General features: G+C 27.9%; 18 protein-coding genes and 2 pseudogenes. 2 read left to right on the forward strand and 18 right to left on the reverse strand.

The features are described from left to right. The 14 genes and pseudogenes from CLSA_RS15945 to CLSA_RS16010 all read right to left on the reverse strand — a co-directional run bounded on the left by CLSA_RS15945 (position 1) and on the right by CLSA_RS16010 (position 14,349). Positions 1-894, reverse strand: a complete 894-nt coding sequence (locus CLSA_RS15945; protein ID WP_022747429.1) for a branched-chain amino acid ABC transporter permease — start codon at positions 892-894, stop codon at positions 1-3. A 15-nt stretch (positions 895-909) separates the two neighbouring features. Next, positions 910-2,082 (reverse strand): ABC transporter substrate-binding protein, encoded by a 1,173-nt coding sequence (locus tag CLSA_RS15950; protein WP_022747430.1) that lies wholly within the window; start codon positions 2,080-2,082, stop codon positions 910-912. A 626-nt stretch (positions 2,083-2,708) separates the two neighbouring features. Beyond that, the gene (locus CLSA_RS15955) at positions 2,709-3,419 is read right to left on the reverse strand and encodes an ABC transporter ATP-binding protein (protein WP_022747431.1); all 711 of its coding nucleotides are present in this window, start codon (positions 3,417-3,419) and stop codon (positions 2,709-2,711) included. Beyond that, entirely contained in the window at positions 3,412-4,182 is a 771-nt protein-coding gene (locus tag CLSA_RS15960; protein WP_022747432.1) for an ABC transporter ATP-binding protein, read from the reverse strand. Before CLSA_RS15960 ends, CLSA_RS15955 begins: the two co-directional genes overlap by 8 nt. Continuing rightward, positions 4,182-5,239: pseudogene (locus CLSA_RS15965) on the reverse strand (branched-chain amino acid ABC transporter permease). Before CLSA_RS15965 ends, CLSA_RS15960 begins: the two are co-directional and overlap by 1 nt. A gap of 2 nt (positions 5,240-5,241) precedes the next feature. Next, the gene (locus CLSA_RS15970; protein WP_022747429.1) at positions 5,242-6,135 is read right to left on the reverse strand and encodes a branched-chain amino acid ABC transporter permease; all 894 of its coding nucleotides are present in this window, start codon (positions 6,133-6,135) and stop codon (positions 5,242-5,244) included. Between the two features lie 15 nt (positions 6,136-6,150). Next, positions 6,151-7,320: an ABC transporter substrate-binding protein gene (locus CLSA_RS15975; protein ID WP_022747433.1), complete on the reverse strand. Its 1,170-nt coding sequence runs from the start codon at positions 7,318-7,320 to the stop codon at positions 6,151-6,153. A gap of 635 nt (positions 7,321-7,955) precedes the next feature. After that, on the reverse strand, positions 7,956-8,216 hold the full coding sequence (locus CLSA_RS15980) for a hypothetical protein (protein WP_022747434.1): 261 nt from the start codon (positions 8,214-8,216) through the stop codon (positions 7,956-7,958). Between the two features lie 127 nt (positions 8,217-8,343). Continuing rightward, positions 8,344-9,822: an oligosaccharide flippase family protein gene (locus CLSA_RS15985; protein ID WP_022747435.1), complete on the reverse strand. Its 1,479-nt coding sequence runs from the start codon at positions 9,820-9,822 to the stop codon at positions 8,344-8,346. Positions 9,823-9,844: 22 nt separating this feature from the next. Continuing rightward, a complete protein-coding gene (locus CLSA_RS15990) occupies positions 9,845-10,381 on the reverse strand; it encodes a histidine phosphatase family protein (protein WP_022747436.1) in 537 nt (178 codons plus the stop codon). Positions 10,382-10,782: 401 nt separating this feature from the next. Then, on the reverse strand, positions 10,783-12,561 hold the full coding sequence (locus tag CLSA_RS15995) for a M56 family metallopeptidase (protein WP_158380595.1): 1,779 nt from the start codon (positions 12,559-12,561) through the stop codon (positions 10,783-10,785). Positions 12,562-12,580: 19 nt separating this feature from the next. After that, positions 12,581-12,958, reverse strand: coding sequence for a BlaI/MecI/CopY family transcriptional regulator (locus CLSA_RS16000; protein ID WP_022747438.1), 378 nt, complete (start codon positions 12,956-12,958; stop codon positions 12,581-12,583). Between the two features lie 95 nt (positions 12,959-13,053). Beyond that, a complete protein-coding gene (locus tag CLSA_RS16005; protein ID WP_022747439.1) occupies positions 13,054-13,563 on the reverse strand; it encodes a GNAT family N-acetyltransferase in 510 nt (169 codons plus the stop codon). A gap of 84 nt (positions 13,564-13,647) precedes the next feature. Continuing rightward, a complete protein-coding gene (locus CLSA_RS16010) occupies positions 13,648-14,349 on the reverse strand; it encodes a DUF421 domain-containing protein (protein WP_022747440.1) in 702 nt (233 codons plus the stop codon). 369 nt (positions 14,350-14,718) lie between these two features. On the opposite strand from CLSA_RS16010, the gene CLSA_RS16015 reads away from it, so the two are divergent. Next, complete coding sequence (locus tag CLSA_RS16015; protein ID WP_022747441.1) at positions 14,719-15,570, forward strand: PdaC/SigV domain-containing protein; 852 nt, start codon at positions 14,719-14,721, stop codon at positions 15,568-15,570. 221 nt (positions 15,571-15,791) lie between these two features. Here CLSA_RS16015 and CLSA_RS16020 read toward each other — a convergent pair whose 3' ends face one another. The 3 genes from CLSA_RS16020 to CLSA_RS16030 all read right to left on the reverse strand — a co-directional run bounded on the left by CLSA_RS16020 (position 15,792) and on the right by CLSA_RS16030 (position 17,596). After that, the gene (locus CLSA_RS16020; RefSeq protein ID WP_022747442.1) at positions 15,792-16,196 is read right to left on the reverse strand and encodes a VOC family protein; all 405 of its coding nucleotides are present in this window, start codon (positions 16,194-16,196) and stop codon (positions 15,792-15,794) included. A gap of 107 nt (positions 16,197-16,303) precedes the next feature. Then, positions 16,304-16,861, reverse strand: coding sequence for an NUDIX hydrolase (locus CLSA_RS16025; RefSeq protein ID WP_022747443.1), 558 nt, complete (start codon positions 16,859-16,861; stop codon positions 16,304-16,306). Between the two features lie 552 nt (positions 16,862-17,413). After that, positions 17,414-17,596: a hypothetical protein gene (locus CLSA_RS16030; RefSeq protein WP_022747444.1), complete on the reverse strand. Its 183-nt coding sequence runs from the start codon at positions 17,594-17,596 to the stop codon at positions 17,414-17,416. A 313-nt stretch (positions 17,597-17,909) separates the two neighbouring features. On the opposite strand from CLSA_RS16030, the pseudogene CLSA_RS22610 reads away from it, so the two are divergent. Continuing rightward, positions 17,910-18,125, forward strand: a pseudogene (locus CLSA_RS22610) (FtsW/RodA/SpoVE family cell cycle protein); the annotation flags it as partial. An 86-nt stretch (positions 18,126-18,211) separates the two neighbouring features. Here CLSA_RS22610 and CLSA_RS22195 read toward each other — a convergent pair. Continuing rightward, positions 18,212-18,802 (reverse strand): hypothetical protein, encoded by a 591-nt coding sequence (locus tag CLSA_RS22195; RefSeq protein ID WP_022747446.1) that lies wholly within the window; start codon positions 18,800-18,802, stop codon positions 18,212-18,214. Positions 18,803-19,572: the final 770 nt, after the last annotated feature.

Genomic DNA, 19,572 nt, shown 5'->3' on the forward strand with positions numbered 1-19,572 from the left:
TTACACCTTCTCTGTTAAATTTTTGCCCATTATTCCTGTAGGCTTAAATAGCAAAATTATTATTAATAATATAAATGCTAATGCATCTCTATATCCTGTTAATCCTGGGAAGAAACCTACTAACATGATTTCAGTAAGTCCAAGAATGAATCCTCCAATAACTGCTCCTTTGATATCACCTATACCACCTATAACCGCAGCTATGAAACATTTTAATCCTGGCATCATTCCCATAAGAGCTACTATTTGTGGATATTTAACACACCACATCATAGATCCTAGAGCTGCTAATCCTGAACCTATAGCAAAAGTAAAAGAAATTATTCTATTTACATTTATACCCATAAGTCTTGCAGTTTCAACGTCTTTAGACGCTGCTCTCATTGCCATACCAACATTTGTATTATTAACTAGATGTAATAAAACGAATAATATTATTATAGTAACAATTGGAATTATAAAAGTAAGATTTTGAATTGAAACCCCACCTATAACTACTACGTCTGTAAATAATTTTATATCTGGAAATGCTTTTGGTCTTCCTCCAAATAACACGACAGCTAAGTTTTCAAGTAAGAATGATACACCAATCGCTGAAATCAGCGCCGAAATCTTTGGTGCATTTCTAAGTGGTCTATAAGCTGTAAACTCTATACCCATTCCAAGTAATGCTGTTAAAATTATTGCTACTATAAAAGAAACATACCAAGGTAGTCCAAATGTTGCCATTCCGAAAAATGCGAAATAAGCAGCCATCATAAATATATCTCCATGTGCAAAGTTTATAAGCTTTAATATACCATAAACCATAGTATATCCTATAGCAATAAGTGCATATAAACTTCCTAGAGAAATTCCATTTGCTAAGTTTTGCATAAATGTACTTAATGTCATGATTTCACCCCTAATTTAATTTTCTTCAGGTTTTATGGTATCAAGATAAGTAAATTTACCATCTTTGACTACCTTTAAAACTGCATCTTTTACTGCATTATTGTTTTCATCTATAGTGATTACTCCAGCTGCTCCAGGGAAATTCTTAGTTTTTGCAAGTTCATCTCTAATTTTCACTGGATCTGCAGAATCAGCTCTCTTTATAGCATCTAAAATTAATATATATGCATCATATCCTAATGCTGTAGCTGCTGCTGGTTCTTTATTATTTTCTTGTCTATATGTATCAAGGAAAGTCTTTGATTCTTCAGTTATAGGAGTTTCACTTGCAAAGAATGTTGAGAATACTGTTCCTTCTACATCTTGCTTACCTATATCTAAAAATTCTGGTGTTTCCCAAGTATCTGCTCCAATTATTGGAGCTGTAATACCAAGTTGTCTTGCTTGTTTTATTATCATAGCACCTTCCGTAAAATTACCTGGTGCAAATATTACATCTGGATTGCTGCTCTTTATGTTTGTAAGCTGAGCTGTAAAATCTTGATCTCCTGTATTATAGTTAGCTTTAGCTACAATAGCATTATTATCTCCTGTAAGTTTTTTAAACTCGTCCATGAAGAATTTACAAATACCTACTGAATAGTCACTTGAAACTTCTTGAAGAATTGCTACCTTTTTAGCATTCAGTTTATTTGCTGCGTATTTTGCCATAACAGTTCCTTGAAAAGGATCTATAAAACAAACTCTAAAATAATAATCATTACCTGCAGTTACTAAAGGATTTGTACAAGTAACCCCTACAGCTGGAATTTTAGCTTCTTGTACTATATCTCCTGCTGCCATTGAAAATCCACTACCATAACTTCCTATAATTGCATTAACATGTTCTTGTTCAATAAGATTTGCAGCTGCACTAGCCGCTTCAACTTTATCAGACTTGTTATCTGCAAAAACCAATTCTACTTTTTTTCCTAGAACTGTTGGATAAATTTTATTGGCAAGCTTTGTACCTTCTGCCTCTAATGCTCCACCAGCAGCATTAGCACCTGTCATCGGTTGAAATACACCAATTTTTATGACATCGCTGTCAACATTTGCTTTTGTTTTATCTTTACTAGCTCCACAACCCGTTAATGTAAAAGTTGTTGACATAACCAGTGCTAAAAGCAAAGAAATTTTTCTTTTCATACAAATTAGCCCCCCTAATATTAATATTATTGTCTTATTTACGTCATAAAAAATAAATTAATAAAATAATTTCAATTAACATAAAAACCAATACTTGTAATTTTAATATAACGCATGTCCTTTTTATTATTTTATAGAAATTGCTTATATTAGTTAGCCCTTTAATTACAATATTGTTAATCTATCAATTTAATTCGACGATTATTAACATAGCATAATATTATCCTATATTTACCGATATGTCAACCTACGAAAGACATTTGTATTTGTACAGTGTAAACTCAGAATATTTTATAACAAAAAAGCGCTTTGTTGAGCCATTTCAGAAGCAACAAAGCGTTAGTTGATTTCCATAAAATATAAAAAATAATTATAAATTATTTAAAATTATTTTTTATAATTTTATAATAATATGCCACAATACATATAAACAATTTAAATATTTTATATTAATAATTTAATAATTTAAATAATATACCTTAATAATTTCGAATTGTACAAATATTAAGTTAATTGAATTTTATTTTTTACAATAATTGCATCATTGTAAATTTACAATAAAACAACAGGTCAATCTCTTATTGAATTTGACCTGTTGTTTTTATATTTTATATTAAAATTTCGTATTACAAAGCTTCACCAAGATATGCCTTTTTGATTTCATCATTGCTAAGTAATTCTTTACCACTTCCACTTAATGTGATTCTTCCAGTCTCCATGATGTATCCTATATCTGCTATTTTTAAAGCTGCATTTGCATTTTGCTCTATTAGTAGAACTGTCATTCCTTCTTCGTTGATTCTCTTTATTATTCCAAATAATTCTTTTACAACTATAGGTGCAAGTCCTAGAGAAGGTTCATCCATCATTATTAGCTTTGGTCTTGACATAAGTGCTCTTCCGATAGCAAGCATTTGCTGCTCTCCTCCTGAAAGTGTACCTGATAATTGCCAAGTTCTTTCTTTCAATCTTGGAAATAATGAATATACTTTTTCTAAATCTTCTTCAATTCCCTTAGTATCTTTTCTTGTATAAGCACCTATTTTTAAATTTTCTAATACTGTAAGGTCGGCAAAAACTCTTCTTCCTTCTGGAACTAAAGCAATACCTTTCTTAACCATAAGTTCAGTATTAAGCTTTGTTAAATCTGTACCTTCAAAATCTATACTTCCGCTTTTAGGTTTTACAAGACCTACTATAGATTTTAGCGTAGTACTTTTTCCTGCTCCGTTAGCACCAACTAAAGTTACTATCTTGCCGCTTGGTACTTCTAAACTTATACCTTTTAGTGCTTCTATACCGCCATAAGCTACTACTAAATCATTAATTTTAATCATCTTCAGATACCCCCAAATATGCCTCTATAACCTTCTTATCATTTTGTATTTCAGAAGGCGTACCTTTAGCTATAGTAATTCCGTATTCAAAAACTTGTATTCTATCTGATAAACTCATAACCATATTCATATGATGTTCAATCATGAAGATAGATAAATTAAATTTTTCTTTAATTTCTTTAACGAAAGCTGTAAGTTCATCTGTTTCTGTTGGATTCATACCTGCTGCTGGTTCGTCAAGAAGAAGAAGTTTTGGATTAGTTGCAAGTGCTCTTGCTATTTCCAGTTTTCTTTGCTTACCATAAGGAAGTGAACTTGCCTTTTCATCTTTTAAATCCTCAAGTCCTAATTCTTTTAAAAGTTCAAGGGACTTCTTAACCATTTCTTTTTCTTCTTTTCTATACTTAGGCAGCTTTAGCATTGCTTCAAAGCAATTTGATTTTATATGAACATGATTTGCAATGAGTACATTATCCAGTACAGTTAAATCTTTAAAAAGTCTTATATTTTGGAAAGTTCTTGCTATACCAGTTTGAGTTATTTTATCTTGTCTCATTCCAGTAATATCTATACCATCAAAAATCACTTTTCCTTTAGTAGGAGTATAAACATTTGTGATCATATTAAAAGCTGTAGTCTTACCTGCTCCATTCGGTCCGATTAGTGAAACTATCTCACCTTCATTTATTTCAAGGTTAAAGTCGCTAACTGCAGTAAGACCTCCAAATTGCATAGTTGCATTTTTTACACTTAATAATGCCATTATTTATTTCCTCCTTCTTCTAGAGGTTTTTTATTTGAATACTTAAATATCGATTTCCATGAAAATTCTTTTGTTCCCATTATTCCGTGTCTAAAGAATAATACTATTATCATAAGTAATATTGAGAATATAACCATTCTTAATCCTGGTATTCCAGTAAAGCTAAAGATACCAAAATCAAATTGTTTTTCCATATCTAAGAATCTTAAAACTTCTCCAAGTATTGTTACAATGAAAGCTGAAATCACTGTTCCTGTAACACTTCCCATACCACCGATAACTATTATAAGAAGTATGTTAAATGTAAGACTGAATTTAAACATATTAGGATCTATAGTTCCCATTAAGTTTCCAAGTAGTCCTCCGCCAACTCCGGCAAAGAAAGCACCTACAGCAAATCCTATAGCCTTATGTTTAAATAAGCTTATTCCCATACTTTCTGCTGCTATTTCATCTTCTCTTATAGCTTTTAAAGCTCTTCCATAAGAACTGTTTATAAATGACATTAAGATTATTATAGTTACAATTGCTGCTCCAAAACTCCAATATAAATTTGTTGTATGGGAATACCTCTAAGTCCTAAAGCACCGTTAGTTAAACCTTGAATATTAGTAATAACTATTCTTATGATTTCTGCAAAACCTAAAGTAACAATAGCTAGATAGTCTCCTTTAAGTCTTAAAGCTGGAGCACCTATTAAAAATGCTATAAATGCTGATAAAAGTCCAGCAATTAATAATGCTACAATAAATGGTACTTGCAAATGATTAAATGGTGCAATTAATGGTTCCATAAAGAAATTTTGAGTTTTAACTTTTTCAGTCATTGTAAGTAACGCAGTTGTATAAGCACCTATTGCTATGAACCCTGCATGTCCTAATGAAAATAAACCTGTAAATCCATTTATTAAGTTTAAGCTTAATCCAAGAACTGTATATACTGCACATAAATTTAAAATTCTAATTTTATAAGAGTCTAAGCTGTTATTTGCAACAAATAAGAGTAAAAATACAATTGCAATAAGAGCTATATTCAAAAATTTATTTTTATTGTTCATTTTTACACCTTCTCTGTTAAATTTTTGCCCATTATTCCTGTAGGCTTAAATAGCAAGATTATTATTAATAATATAAATGCTAATGCATCTCTATATCCTGTTAATCCTGGGAAGAAACCTACTAACATAATTTCAGTAAGTCCAAGAATGAATCCTCCAATAACTGCTCCTTTGATATCACCTATACCACCTATAACCGCAGCTATAAAACATTTTAATCCTGGCATCATTCCCATAAGAGCTACTATTTGTGGATATTTAACACACCACATCATAGATCCTAGAGCTGCTAATCCTGAACCTATAGCAAAAGTAAAAGAAATTATTCTATTTACATTTATACCCATAAGTCTTGCAGTTTCAACGTCTTTAGACGCTGCTCTCATTGCCATACCAACATTTGTATTATTAACTAGATGTAATAAAACGAATAATATTATTATAGTAACAATTGGAATTATAAAAGTAAGATTTTGAATTGAAACCCCACCTATAACTACTACGTCTGTAAATAATTTTATATCTGGAAATGCTTTTGGTCTTCCTCCAAATAACACGACAGCTAAGTTTTCAAGTAAGAATGATACACCAATCGCTGAAATCAGCGCCGAAATCTTTGGTGCATTTCTAAGTGGTCTATAAGCTGTAAACTCTATACCCATTCCAAGTAATGCTGTTAAAATTATTGCTACGATAAAAGAAACATACCAAGGTAGTCCAAATGTTGCCATTCCGAAAAATGCGAAATAAGCAGCCATCATAAATATATCTCCGTGTGCAAAGTTTATAAGCTTTAATATACCATAAACCATAGTATATCCTATAGCAATAAGTGCATATAAACTTCCTAGAGAAATTCCATTTGCTAAGTTTTGCATAAATGTACTTAATGTCATGATTTCACCCCTAATTTAATTTTCTTCAGGTTTTATGGTATCAAGATAAGTAAATTTACCATCTTTGACTACCTTTAAAACTGCATCTTTTACTGCATTATTGTTTTCATCTATAGTGATTACTCCAGCTGCTCCAGGGAAATTCTTAGTTTTTGCAATTTCATCTCTAATTTTTACTGGATCTGTAGAGTTAGCTCTCTTTATAGCATCTAAAATTACTAAATATGCATCATAAGATAAAGCTGATACTGCTGCTGGTTCTTTATTATATTCATTTCTATATGCATCAAGAAAAGTCTTTGATTCTTCAGTTATAGGAGTCTCGCTCGCAAAGAATGTTGAGAATACTGTTCCTTCTACATCTTGTTTACCTATATCTAAAAACTCTGGTGTTTCCCAAGTATCTCCTCCAATTATTGGAGCTTTAATACCAAGTTGTCTTGCTTGTTTTATTATCATAGCACCTTCCGTAAAATTACCTGGTGCAAATATTACATCTGGATTGGTACTCTTTATATTTGTAAGCTGAGCTGTAAAATCTTGATCTCCTGTATTATAGTTAGCTTTAGCTACAATAGCATCATTATCTCCTGTAAGTTTTTTAAACTCATCCGTAAAGAATTTACAAATACCTACTGAGTAGTCACTTGATACTTCTTGAAGAAGTGCTACTTTTTTAGCTTTTAAGGTATTAGCAGCATATTTTGCCATAACAGTCCCTTGAAATGGATCTATAAAACAAACTCTAAAATAATAATCGTTACCTGCTGTAACTAAAGGGTTTGTACATGATGCCCCAACAGCTGGAACTTTTGCTTCTTGTACAATATCTCCTGCTGCCATGGAATTTCCACTTCCCCAGCTTCCTATAATTGCATTAACATGCTCTTGTTCTACAAGATTTGCCGCTGCACTAGCTGCTTCAACTTTATCAGACTTGTTATCAGCAAAAACTAATTCTACCTTTTTGCCAAGAACTGTTGGGTAAAGTTCATTTGCAAGTTTTGCACCTTCAACTTCAAGTTCCCCTCCAGCGGCATTAGCACCTGTCATTGGCTCGAATACTCCAATTTTTATAACGTCGCTGTCCACATTTGCTTTTGTATCCTTTTTAGACGCACAACCTGCTAGCATAAATGAAGTTGACATAACTAGCGCCAAAAGCAAAGAAATTTTTCTTTTCATACAAATTAGCCCCCTATAAATAATTTTATTTATGTACTTAAAAATGTTTAAGCTTTATCACATTCAAAAAAATATTGAAAGCTTATCCACTTTTATGTATTTTGAATTAATTTATTAAATTTTAGTAAATTGTTCATAATTATTTATAACCAACAACTATTTTTGCATTTAATTAGTAATTTATCAAAAATAATTCATTATTATTATTAAATTATAACTTACTAAACTATGAATATATTATATCATATAAATTGATATGTCAATACGTGGGATTAATTGTAATTTTACTATGAAAATAACTCTACAAAATGAATATATTGTAATCTAGAATTCCGCATTTAAATACACTTTTTACATACTATCTTAAATATTTCAAAATGAAATATTGTGGTGTTATAGAATTTTATGTAAAACAAGGGGGCATTTATTATGAATGAATATACTACGCAAAAATATAAATGTTATTAACTTGATTGATAATATTCCAATCAGATATTTCACTTTTAATATAAAATTAAATTATTGTATATTTAAATTCCGTTATAAATTGAGGATTATTCCAACATCAAAAAAAGGTATCCCTAAATGTCAAAAAACATCTTGAAATACCTCTTTAAATTATTATTATAAATCTTTTATACTATCTCTTCTATACTCAATAATCTAGGTTCATTATTTTCTTGAATTTTAATGTATATTCTTGCCATCTTCATCTGCAAATTTTCTACTATAGTTTTAACTTTACATATAAAATAATAATCTTCTATTCCATTAGTAACAACTGCTACTGGATTAAAGCTCCACCCCTTTATTCCATCTAGTGCTCTACTTAATATCTTTTTGTCTTTTGATGTTATTGTATTCATAATTTCTAATTCTTTATTTTCTCTTTTCATATTATCAAACGCCCTCTCTACTAAGTATTTTATTATTAGTTTTTGTCAGTTGTTTGTCAACTATATTAATATTTTATTAATATAGCCTTATAAAAAAATAAATATTCATTATCAAATTAATTTAAAGTTATATACTTTCTTTTCTTCTTAATAAGATATTTGCTCTTTTAATCACTGTATTTAATAATTCTAAAAATACCTTATCCTTTGTGATAAGTAGTATTATGAAATAAATACCACCACACGCAGTTACATCAAGAACACAAGAAGCAATTGTATTCAGTATATATTTATTTATAAAGAAAGTTATTGGAATAAATACTAATGAATAATATAAATATTTCATATTGCGAAACTCGAATAAATGTATATCTAACTTAATTTCTTTTTTAATCAACCTATATTCTAAAGCTATAACTACAATATTTGCAATCAAAGTTGCTAAAACTGTTGTAGTTGCTGTAAACATATTTGTATAAATTAAAAAAACAATTAATATTAAATTTACTACCCCACCAATTAAAGTTAACATAGTATTCTTTTTCTCTTTCCCAAATAAATAAATTATTTGATTTGCAATAATACTATCAATCCCAGTACTCAGCATATATATTGAAAATGCCATCATTATAGGAACTGCTGGCAAAAACTGTTCTCCACGTCCAACTATAATGATTACTTGTTTTGATACACAAAATAGACCTATTGATGCTGGAAATAATAACATGAAATATACTTTTATTATTTTATTTAATAGATTCAAATAAGTTTCTTTCGAATAATTTCCCAAATAATTAGAAAGCCTCGCCGTTGAAACTTGAGTTATTGTAAGCATCAATACAGTAACCATCGTCTCTACCTTTTGAGCTACACCATAATATCCTGCTTGTGTTGAACCTATTTCTGTATCAATAAAGGTTTTATCAAGCCACGTATATAAAAAATAAGTATTAGTAAGTATTACAAGAAAAAACATTGGCTTTATATGCTTTATAATCTCTAAATTGGAAAAATCAAACTTAAATTTTCTTTTAACATATATAAAACTCGCTATATTATTTATGAAGTTTATTCCTAAAGTTAAATATATATAAAATAAAAAATCTCCTTCTGTTCGTACAAAACATAAAGTCAATATATTGTATACTATTTTAACTATCATTGTCTTTAATGCTATAAAATTATAATTTTCTAAAGCCTCATTAATCCATTCTACATTAAAAAGATTAAAAACCAGATTTAAACCCATAACCATACAAGTATAAAAATAAGGATCATTATTATGATATAAGATTATATATAGTGCATATGCAATTGTTACTATTATTGTTGCAGAAGTAGTAATTAAGAACAAACTTGTAACTGTCTGCCTAACTTTTTTATCATCATGACGCACCTTACTGACTTCTCTTAATCCATATTGATATACTCCAAAACTTGCAAAAGCCATAAAAAATGTTGTAAAAGTTTCTCCCATAGTTAAATATCCATTTAATGTTGACTTTATTGCTCCATACACAACTGGCATTACTATTATTGGCAATGCTATATTACATATGTTTAATATAGCACTAAAAACTGCATTTTTTGCAATAGATTTTGACATAAATTATCTCCTGTTCTTTTATCTAATTTTTATATAAATATAATGTTCCATTTCTAGGTCTTTTTACGCTTTTTCCACAAAATCCTCTTCTTTTAAGTTCCTTTTGAAATGTGTGCATATAGAAACCATGACAAACAATCAATATATTATCATTTGAATATTTCTCTATGATGTTTAGAAAAGCATTCACTCGTCTTTTAGTGTCTACTTTACTTTCTGCTTGAGATTTATGTTTTAAAATCCAAGCGAGTCTTGAAGCTATACACCAAAACACATAAGGTAGTTTTAGATTAGTTTTAAATATTGATGACATAGGTACTTCCCTTAACAAATTACTTTCTCTTATTTCACCTTTAAAAATAGTTTTAGCTGTTTTAATTGCTCTTAATAAATCACTTGAAAAACACTTATTCCAATTTATATTTTCTAATATTTCAAATTTATTTTCTATAACATCACTATTATCATATTCTTTTACCCACTCTTCAAAATCATTTGATGTCATAAACATGTTTGCATCACAATTAACTTTGAAATGCCTCACTAACCCTATATTCATATTTCCTCCAAATATATAATTAATCTATAAATATTTACATATATGCAACTTAGGTCTTAGACTTATGTGATAACTAACGAAAATCCTATGTATCATTTATTATGTTTCCAATCTTAAATTGCTTATACTAAATTTTTACACTTATAACTATAAACTTATTATAATATACTTTTACATAAATGTATTCTTTTATTACAATACTTAACAATTTATTATAGATATCAAATTTAAGAACTATACTTATTTGTGATTAATATCTCAACTGAAAATCACATATATATGATTGCGGTTATTCACCGCATAAGTTTAAGTTATTTATCTATAAAAATAAGTGTAAGTGCTAACATTTTATACTTTTAGCACTTACACTTATAAAATTCTAGAATACGGTATTATAATAATTACTTGTTCTCTGGATTAGAGATTTTAAATATCTCTGTTTGTCCATCAAGTTTATAGCTTATTGTTCCATCAGAATTAATATTTATATCTATAGGGTATTGAACATCTTTTGAATTTCCTTCTATAATACCTGCTTTAATATTACACGATACTAATGAATTTTCATTAAAGTTATACGTATATATTTTTCCATTTTCCCACTTATAATTATAGCTTTCATCTTCAAATGCATTAAACACTCCGTATTGACCATCTTGTGTTGTTTCATGTCCACTCACATGAATAAACCATTTATCGTTATCTGGTGTTGTTTGAGGAATTGTAAAACTTACAGCTTTCTTATCCTTATCATAAGCCATTGTTGAAAGTAATTTAGTAACTGCTTCTTTAATTTCTTTTTTAACTTTGACGACTTTTCCTTCGCTATCAACAGTTACATCTAGAGCATCTTTAATATCATGAGAATTATCCTTAATAAGACCTACCATAAATGTGCATGAGATTAATGGATTTTCATTAAATTGATATGAATATGTTTTTCCATTTTCCCACTTGTAATTATAGCTTTCGTCTTCAAATGCATGAAACACTCCTGGCCCAACACCATCTATTGTTTCATGTCCGGAGATATGAACATACCACTTATATCCATCTGGTATTGTTTCTGGCACAGTAAATTTCATAGTTTTAGTATCTTTATCATAAGATATTGAGTCAGCAAAGTTATTTACCGCAGCTTCATATTCATCAACATATTGTTCTTGACTTCCACTGCTGTTTTGAGTAGCACTTTCATTAATATTATCTGCTAATGCGTTAACCCTTGGAATCATAAGACTTCCAAATAATATTGCTGCAACAGTAAGTGACATTATTCCTTTATAAGTAATTGTAGGTTTTTTAAAATTAGCCATAAATTGAATTCTCCTTTTTATTTCTTTTTTTCCATTTTGAATTGGAATTGTTGTAGGTATTAATTTATTATGATTCATTGCTGATTTCATAAGTAGAATTGCATATTCTCTTTTCTTTTTTATAAAACTTATTACTTTATAATCACATAACATTTCTGTATCTTTTTTAAATGTAAAAAAGCTAATCCAAACGATTGGATTATACCAATTAATACATAAAATTATGAACGTAAAAAAGTTAATTGGTATATCATTGTGTTTTAAATGACATAATTCATGTATCAATATCTGTTTTATTTCATTGTTATCATACTTATGATTTAATAGAATAACTGGTGAAAAAAAACCTTTTATCATTGCTGGGCCATCATAAATTTTGAGTGTTATATGTTTTTTAATTTTCAACTTTCGCTTACACTCTTTTAAAATTTCTAGTATTTTTTCTTCCTTACATACTGGGATTTTGCTCACTTTATTAGTAAAATGAATAAATGCAAAACAATAATATAATAATAATAATGCCACTCCTGTGTACCAGACATCCATTATATAAATTCTAATAATATCTCCCACATTATTTTGAATTTCGGGAAATTCTATTGTGGTATTAGCTTGAGTTGACTGGTCACTAGCTGGTAAATCTTTAAATGATTCCTCTACCATTTGTGATTGTTTAGTTACACTTTCATTTTTTTGCGTAAAACTAAATATATTATCAAAGCTTTCTGGAACAATAGGGAGTAAAGCAATTCTAGCTAAGAGAATTATCCAAATATAATAATGTAAAAATGCTGACATTCTATTTCTGAATATAGCTTTAATAAATAGTATACCAATACAAGTAGCTGTTGTAATAATTGTCATATTTAATAACAAATTCACGTTATTCATCATCTTCCATTTTATTTATAATATTCATCAATTCTTGCTGTTCTTTCCTAGATAAATTACTTTCTTTTGCAAGCGTTGAAACAAACAATGAAATTGAATTATCAAATACCTTTGAAAGAAAGTTTTTAGCTTCTTTTATTTTACACTCATGTTCCTCAACTGCTGGCTTATACCTAAAATTTTTTCCATGACTTTTATCAACTATTACAACATTCTTATTGACCAATCTCTTCAATAAAGTTTTAATAGTGGAATAACTCCATTCATTTTCCGTGAGTTTATCTACTATTTCACTTAATTCAATATTAGGTGTTTTCCATAAAACACTCATTATTTTCCATTCAGATTCACTGATAGAATATTCATCCATACCTATACCTCCTTATATCCAGTTTGGGCTACAGACGTAACCTATATCTATAGTCTACATCTGTAACCCAATGCTGTCAAGTACCTTTTTCAATTTTATGAAAATATTACCACATACTTTTCTATATCTTGAATTTTACTAACATATCTGAAATTACAATTATTTAGTACTTTCTTTGAACTTATATTGCTGTTTATAACTCTTGCAATTACACCCTTACAGGCTTTAGATTTTCTTGCCCACTTGATCAATGTTTTTAATGATTCTGTCATAAAACCTTTACTTCTGCAATTACATGAAATACTATATCCTACCTCTGTATAACCATTTTTATCTGGCAATCCTTTAAATCCAATGAAACCTATTGCTTTTTTATTACCTTTATTTATGATTAACCAATATGTATACCATCTATGATTTTCTTCATTAATATTTTTCATCTTTTCTAATTTTTTTAATATTGCTGATCTAACAGAATCAAATATTCCTTCTGCTTCAATAATTGCTTCAAATTTATTAATATTATCATTACTTATATATAATAATTCCTTAAAAGACAAAGGTTTTAAATATAATCTTTCTGTTTCCAATATTCCTTTACTCAATTACCTGCCCCCATTTATAGATTTCTCCTTTACATACCACAACCAAGTAGTTGCGTCACTCTTACTCTTACTCTTACTTACATTTTATAAATCAATTTCGATTGAATCATCATAAGTAACCACGTACATCTTTTGATCTGCTTGTATTCCAGCAAATATTACATCCTTAATATTATTAATATTTTTTGATTTTAATTTTTTAATCACCCACTGCTCATCTTTATTAATTTGTTGTAGATGTCTAGATAAAATATTTCCATTCAATACTATATCAACCATCATTCCTGGCTTAGGCTTTCTAATGTTCATATCCTCTGCAGTCAATGTAGATTTCTGTGCTTTTTTCAAAATACTTAGTTTACCATCCGGCTCTAAGACTGCCATTTCCACATCTGTAATATAAAATACATCTTTATCTCTAAGCTGCATTAATAAATCTCCTATATTATATCTAGCTTTCTTCATATTTTTATAAATAACTTTTCCATCATTAATAATTACTAGAGGTTCCCCGTCTAACCATAATCTTATTTTAATATTTTTTAATGTTACTTCGGAAATCAATATTGTAAGTATACTCCATATAATTATAGAAAAACTTCCTTCAAATACGTTAATATCTTTATCCACCGAGGCCACTGCTGCAATAGAACCTATTGTTATCCCAACAATATAATCAAAATAAGTTAATTGAGACATTTGTTTTTTTCCCATAACTCTAGTAAAAAAAAGTAAAACAAAATAAGCAATAACTGATCTACAAAAAAGAATTAAATATTCTCTCATTTTCAACACTTCCTCAACAATTACTACCTATATTATTTCCTTTTAATTGTATAATATTATTTTTACAATACACTTATAGATATTCAAATCAAGAATTAGATTTATGTGGTAACTTACCGAAATCCTATATATAGTTAAAAAACTTGAAGTTTAATGTTATGACACAGCAACTTAACCCAAAATGGTAAGCTTATTCCTTGATTGTTGTAAAAAATTATAATATCCACATACTAAAATTAATAGCAGATGATATTTTCTCGTATATAAAGGCAATACTATATATAGTTGAATTTTATACGTAATTGTATAAACATCTCAAATAAAATTAAATATTCTAGCTAATAGATTTTAAAAAGGAGAAATTCAAATATGAATGCTAAATTAGTAGTGATTTTGATGCTTATAACATTTAATACTGTTACAGTATTAGGTGGCTGCAATAATTCTTATAATAAAAATTCCACCCAAAATTCAACTACAACTTCTAGCGCTGTTGATATTAAAGAAGATAACCTTTCCGATAAAGCATTTAAAACAAGTAGTGATGCTGATAACCCAGATACAAAAGAATATTCTTCTGCAAATTCAATAAATAAATCGAATATATATCAAATAACTAATAAAGCTTATAAGAAAAATGATGTTAAAATTAATTATCCTCAACTTCAAAACTCTGATAATTCAAAAAAACTTAATACAATTAATAAAGATTTAGAAGATGAAGCACTAAACATTTTAAACACTTATATTCAGGAAGGTGCAAACATTGATAAATTAACTATTGATGTAAACTATGATATAAAGCTCAAAAATGATAAATATATGTCAATAGTTTATACTGGATATAGCAACCTCGAAGGAACCGCATATCCACTTTCAGTTTTTTATACAACTAATGTAGATTTAGAGAAAGGAAATAGCATACGACTTTCTGATTATGCAGATATAAGAGATGTATTAAATAAATTAAAAGATTCTAATAATGTTAAAGTTCTTACTCAAGATAAAAAACTATCTGATGTTCAAAAAAATACGCTTTTAACTTTAGAATCCTCTGAACTTAATAACATGCTTCAAAGCGCTGATTTCTATAGAGCTAATGGAAAAATCCAACCTCCTAAAGAAGGTACATATACCTATATGGATAAAGATAACATAATAGTCAGCATACAAATAAATCACGTATTAGGAGATCATGCAGAATTTTTAATAAAAAAATAAACTTTTCTTTGAAAATGAGCTGATTAAGGTTCTTAATAGGTAGTTGTTCCACTTTAGTTTGTCACACTCAACATTGGAAACATACTAAAGTGGATGCAACCATCTATTTAAAACCTTTAAGCGATATTTTCATAGTCCTTGTAACAAAAATATTTCTCATTTCGGTTATCTATCACTTAACTCTAAGACTTAATTTTTATATCCATAATTATCTTAAAATCCTATATCTGTGTATCTCTCATTTCAATTTCAGTACCTTCAGGAGCCTTAACTTTTAATAAATATCCGTCTTCAACTTTATATATCTCTTTCCCATTTTTAATTTTAAAATTAACATAACCCAAATTTTTTATTCTCTCAAATTCTTTTTTAACATCATCAACTAAAAAACACATATGTACTATTCCTTCATTTGATGAGTCCCACTTCTTTAATTTTTCTCCCTTTTTAGAAGTTTGTAATTCAATCATAAACGATCCTAATTTCAGCCATGTATTGTAATCACGATTATGAAAATTTTCAGTTTCTTTAACTAATTCAAATCCCAAAACTTTAATATAAAATTCAAGTGACTCCGCATATTTTTCTGTTTGTATACAAACATGGTGCATCATTTTTATACTCATAATATCTCCTCTACTTCCTTGCTTTAATCAAAAATAATGAATAATTTGCTCTTGTTTTAAACTTCACTTTATTTTTATAACTTCTTTTAATATATAAACAATTTTATTTACGATGTTTCGATTTTAGATACTATTTTTTTATATACTTTTTTCATATGCAATTCATTAGAATACTTATCTATTTCTCTTATTGGTATCCACTTAACACCACTATTTTCATCCGGCTTTACAACCAGTATTTCATTTTCATTTGCTTCAATTAAATAAGCAATTGATATATGCAAATGTGGTGCTACATATTTTTTGTTTTTTATATGTCCTAATACAGGTAAAATATCTAAAGATATGATATTATCACTAATTGGAACAATATTTTTTACTCCAGTCTCCTCCTTAACTTCTTTAATTGCAACTGATAGTAAATCTTTATCACCATCTGCATGCCCACCTGTCCATGACCATGAATTATATATATTATGATGTACCATTAAAACTTTATCTCTTGCTTTGTTGACTACAAATCCAGAACTTGTAACATGTATTAATTCATTATTTCTAGTTAATATATCATCAAACATATTTGAATATTTTATTGTTATTTCTTTATCCTTATTCTCTTGCTCATTAAAAGGCATATAACTCTTTATTGATTCAGTCCAATTCATTTTCTCCCTACCTTCTTTTTTTATTGATTTATATTATAAAATTATTTATTTCTAAAAAATATGCTTTTAAACATATTGTCATTATAGCATATTAGGTAAATTAAGTATTATGCAATTATTCACTCTTATTAACCTTCCAAACATTAAAGATTACTTTATAATTTAATAAACATATAGTAGTAGGAATTGTTAAATTTGTGCTTGTCAACAGCTTGCCTAAGAAACATGAAAAAATGTGTGCAACTTCTACTTTTAAAAATCCATAACCTTATTTTATAGTAATCAAGCAATAAAGCACCTTTACTTTTGGTAATCTATAATAATATCTATAAATTTCAAGTTGTTTATCTATATAGGGTTCCTCGTTGAGATTCAAACTTATAAAATAAAAAAATAACTGATATTTCTGAACTTGCAGCAAGTTATATGTCTTGCTATCAATGTGGAACCCTATAAGGTACATAAAAATAAATAACAAGTCCAATTTGCTACTTAATATGATTAAAAATAGGCCAACAAATGAACTTGCTATTTTTTTGAATGTGGCTAACGTTAAATTTTCTCAGCTGTAATAGCTGTAATTTGTGACATATCTAAAAAAGCAATGCACTTACTTGCATTTTCAAATCTATATCCTGATACCTCTCCTGTTAATCTATTTTTTGTCACCTCATATTGCTCACATGTAAAGTCAATTATTACACCATTACTAAGATAGATTTTAATTGAATACATTGTTTTCCTTCCTTCAAACATATAATTAAGAGTTATTAATGCATAATGTAGTGAATATTCTCCTTAAAACAATAATCATACTGTACCTTACATCTCAGGTTTATTATTCAAGGAATATTCCATACTAATCTTAATGCTAAATTTTTCTTATTTAGATTTTGTAACGTATATGAATTACTCTCCTATAATATTATATTTAACCTCTCTTATAGTTGTTCAATTAACCATTTATTAATTATATCTTAACCCTACTTTGCTTTTGCGTTAGTTACATAATAAGCTTTTTACATTGTTTTTTATTATATAATTATGACAACTCATTTGCATTGGCACAGCATCTGGTTTCTTGTTTTCAATCTTTAAAAATATTAACATGACTATTGGGCTTATGCCAGTTGCAGGAATTATACTTTCATGCATGAGTTATGTTGGAAGCTCAATTCTTGCAAATTTTATGTCTTTAGGTATCGTATTAAATGTTGGTATTAAAAAAAGAGACTGTTATACAACTAATTTTTTAGTTGTGTAACAGTCTCTATTTTATAATATGGAATAAATATGTGAACGAATATTATAAAAAGGAAAAGAAAAATTTAAATATTTTTTACATGAAATTTATCTGTTATACCACATTACATTGCCATCTTGTGTTTGCCATCCTTGACAAGCCCAGTGGTCCCAGCCTCTTCTTCCGTCATTTTCAAAATATGAACCTTTAGGTTGTTGTCTTGAGAATACCCAAACACCCCATGTAGTTCCACCATATTGGCAAGTCGAAAAATACTTCACGCCTGAAATATTATGTTTATAATTTTGAGATAAATCCATAACAACTACATTATATTGACCATTAGCTGCGTAAAATGCACTTTCCATTAAGCCCTTACAGAATGCCGCATTTTGTCCATTGAAATTTCTAGCGTTTATTGCTCCACTTATTTTATTAGCAATCCCTAATACATCTACATTTACATTAAAATTCACACCTGGAGCCCATGCCTTACTAACTCCATAGATATTGTCAGTGCTAGTGTTTGTACCCTTAGTACCTTTAATGCTATCAGCAGAATCTGTTGTTATACCATTGCTAACTTTATAAGTTGCATTGTTAGTAGCTGCAAAAGCTGCAGTTGGTGCTGCTACAGTACCTGCTAAAATTCCCAAAGATAAACATAATGTCATTACTTTACTTCTAACTTTTTTCATTTTTACACTCTCCCCACAAATTTCATTATATTTATGCTTAAGCTAATGCTGTCAAATTAAATATTATATACATCACATAGTAATCTTAAATTTAGCTTGACCACTTTGTGAGCTTTGTACAATAAACTAAACTTTTAAATATACTAAATCTAATTTGATTATAAATTTCTTTCATAAATAATACATGTACAATAATTAAAATGTATTAAATATATAAATTAATGCCAACTATTTTAATTACTTATACTGAAAATAATATATTTTACTAACGTTAATACTCAAAATATATTTTTAAATTAAATTTAATTCTATTAAATCATATCTATATCCTTAGCTTCTTAAAGAACATAATATAGATTTTAAGTTAAGCTAATATTAATACTTCATTAATTAAACTAGAACTTGTTAATACTTGATATTAAAAGAAAAAATAATCAAATAGTTATTGTACAACTATATCTTCACATAATAATTAATTTATGTAAATGCATATTTCTTTAAACGCAAAGAATTAGACATCAAAAGAAATTATATCTAATAATTCATTCTTTTTTTATTTTTTTCACTTTAATTGTTAAAAATATTCTTTTTATACTAATAACATTGTTTTTTCATTAGAATCAATATATAGTTCTATATTTTATTTTCTTTATTAAGAATATTTTTTTAATTTAATTTAATATATATATTGCAAAATTATTTATTCATGGATTTAGTAAGATAGTACTTAGTTTTAATGTTGATTTCAATTTTCAATATATATAATATTT

This window comes from Clostridium saccharobutylicum DSM 13864 (genome assembly GCF_000473995.1).
In the GTDB taxonomy this organism is placed as follows: domain Bacteria; phylum Bacillota; class Clostridia; order Clostridiales; family Clostridiaceae; genus Clostridium; species Clostridium saccharobutylicum.

Excerpts from the sequence above, each read along its gene's own strand:
- CLSA_RS15945 (WP_022747429.1), bottom strand. The coding sequence starts at position 894 with ATGACATTAAGTACATTTATGCAAAACTTAGCAAATGGAATTTCTCTA.
- CLSA_RS15950 (WP_022747430.1), bottom strand. The coding sequence starts at position 2,082 with ATGAAAAGAAAAATTTCTTTGCTTTTAGCACTGGTTATGTCAACAACT.
- CLSA_RS15955 (WP_022747431.1), bottom strand. The coding sequence starts at position 3,419 with ATGATTAAAATTAATGATTTAGTAGTAGCTTATGGCGGTATAGAAGCA.
- CLSA_RS15960 (WP_022747432.1), bottom strand. The coding sequence starts at position 4,182 with ATGGCATTATTAAGTGTAAAAAATGCAACTATGCAATTTGGAGGTCTT.
- CLSA_RS15970 (WP_022747429.1), bottom strand. The coding sequence starts at position 6,135 with ATGACATTAAGTACATTTATGCAAAACTTAGCAAATGGAATTTCTCTA.
- CLSA_RS15975 (WP_022747433.1), bottom strand. The coding sequence starts at position 7,320 with ATGAAAAGAAAAATTTCTTTGCTTTTGGCGCTAGTTATGTCAACTTCA.
- CLSA_RS15980 (WP_022747434.1), bottom strand. The coding sequence starts at position 8,216 with ATGAAAAGAGAAAATAAAGAATTAGAAATTATGAATACAATAACATCA.
- CLSA_RS15985 (WP_022747435.1), bottom strand. The coding sequence starts at position 9,822 with ATGTCAAAATCTATTGCAAAAAATGCAGTTTTTAGTGCTATATTAAAC.
- CLSA_RS15990 (WP_022747436.1), bottom strand. The coding sequence starts at position 10,381 with ATGAATATAGGGTTAGTGAGGCATTTCAAAGTTAATTGTGATGCAAAC.
- CLSA_RS15995 (WP_158380595.1), bottom strand. The coding sequence starts at position 12,561 with ATGACAATTATTACAACAGCTACTTGTATTGGTATACTATTTATTAAA.
- CLSA_RS16000 (WP_022747438.1), bottom strand. The coding sequence starts at position 12,958 with ATGGATGAATATTCTATCAGTGAATCTGAATGGAAAATAATGAGTGTT.
- CLSA_RS16010 (WP_022747440.1), bottom strand. The coding sequence starts at position 14,349 with ATGAGAGAATATTTAATTCTTTTTTGTAGATCAGTTATTGCTTATTTT.
- CLSA_RS16015 (WP_022747441.1), top strand. The coding sequence starts at position 14,719 with ATGAATGCTAAATTAGTAGTGATTTTGATGCTTATAACATTTAATACT.
- CLSA_RS16020 (WP_022747442.1), bottom strand. The coding sequence starts at position 16,196 with ATGAGTATAAAAATGATGCACCATGTTTGTATACAAACAGAAAAATAT.
- CLSA_RS16025 (WP_022747443.1), bottom strand. The coding sequence starts at position 16,861 with ATGAATTGGACTGAATCAATAAAGAGTTATATGCCTTTTAATGAGCAA.
- CLSA_RS16030 (WP_022747444.1), bottom strand. The coding sequence starts at position 17,596 with ATGTATTCAATTAAAATCTATCTTAGTAATGGTGTAATAATTGACTTT.
- CLSA_RS22195 (WP_022747446.1), bottom strand. The coding sequence starts at position 18,802 with ATGAAAAAAGTTAGAAGTAAAGTAATGACATTATGTTTATCTTTGGGA.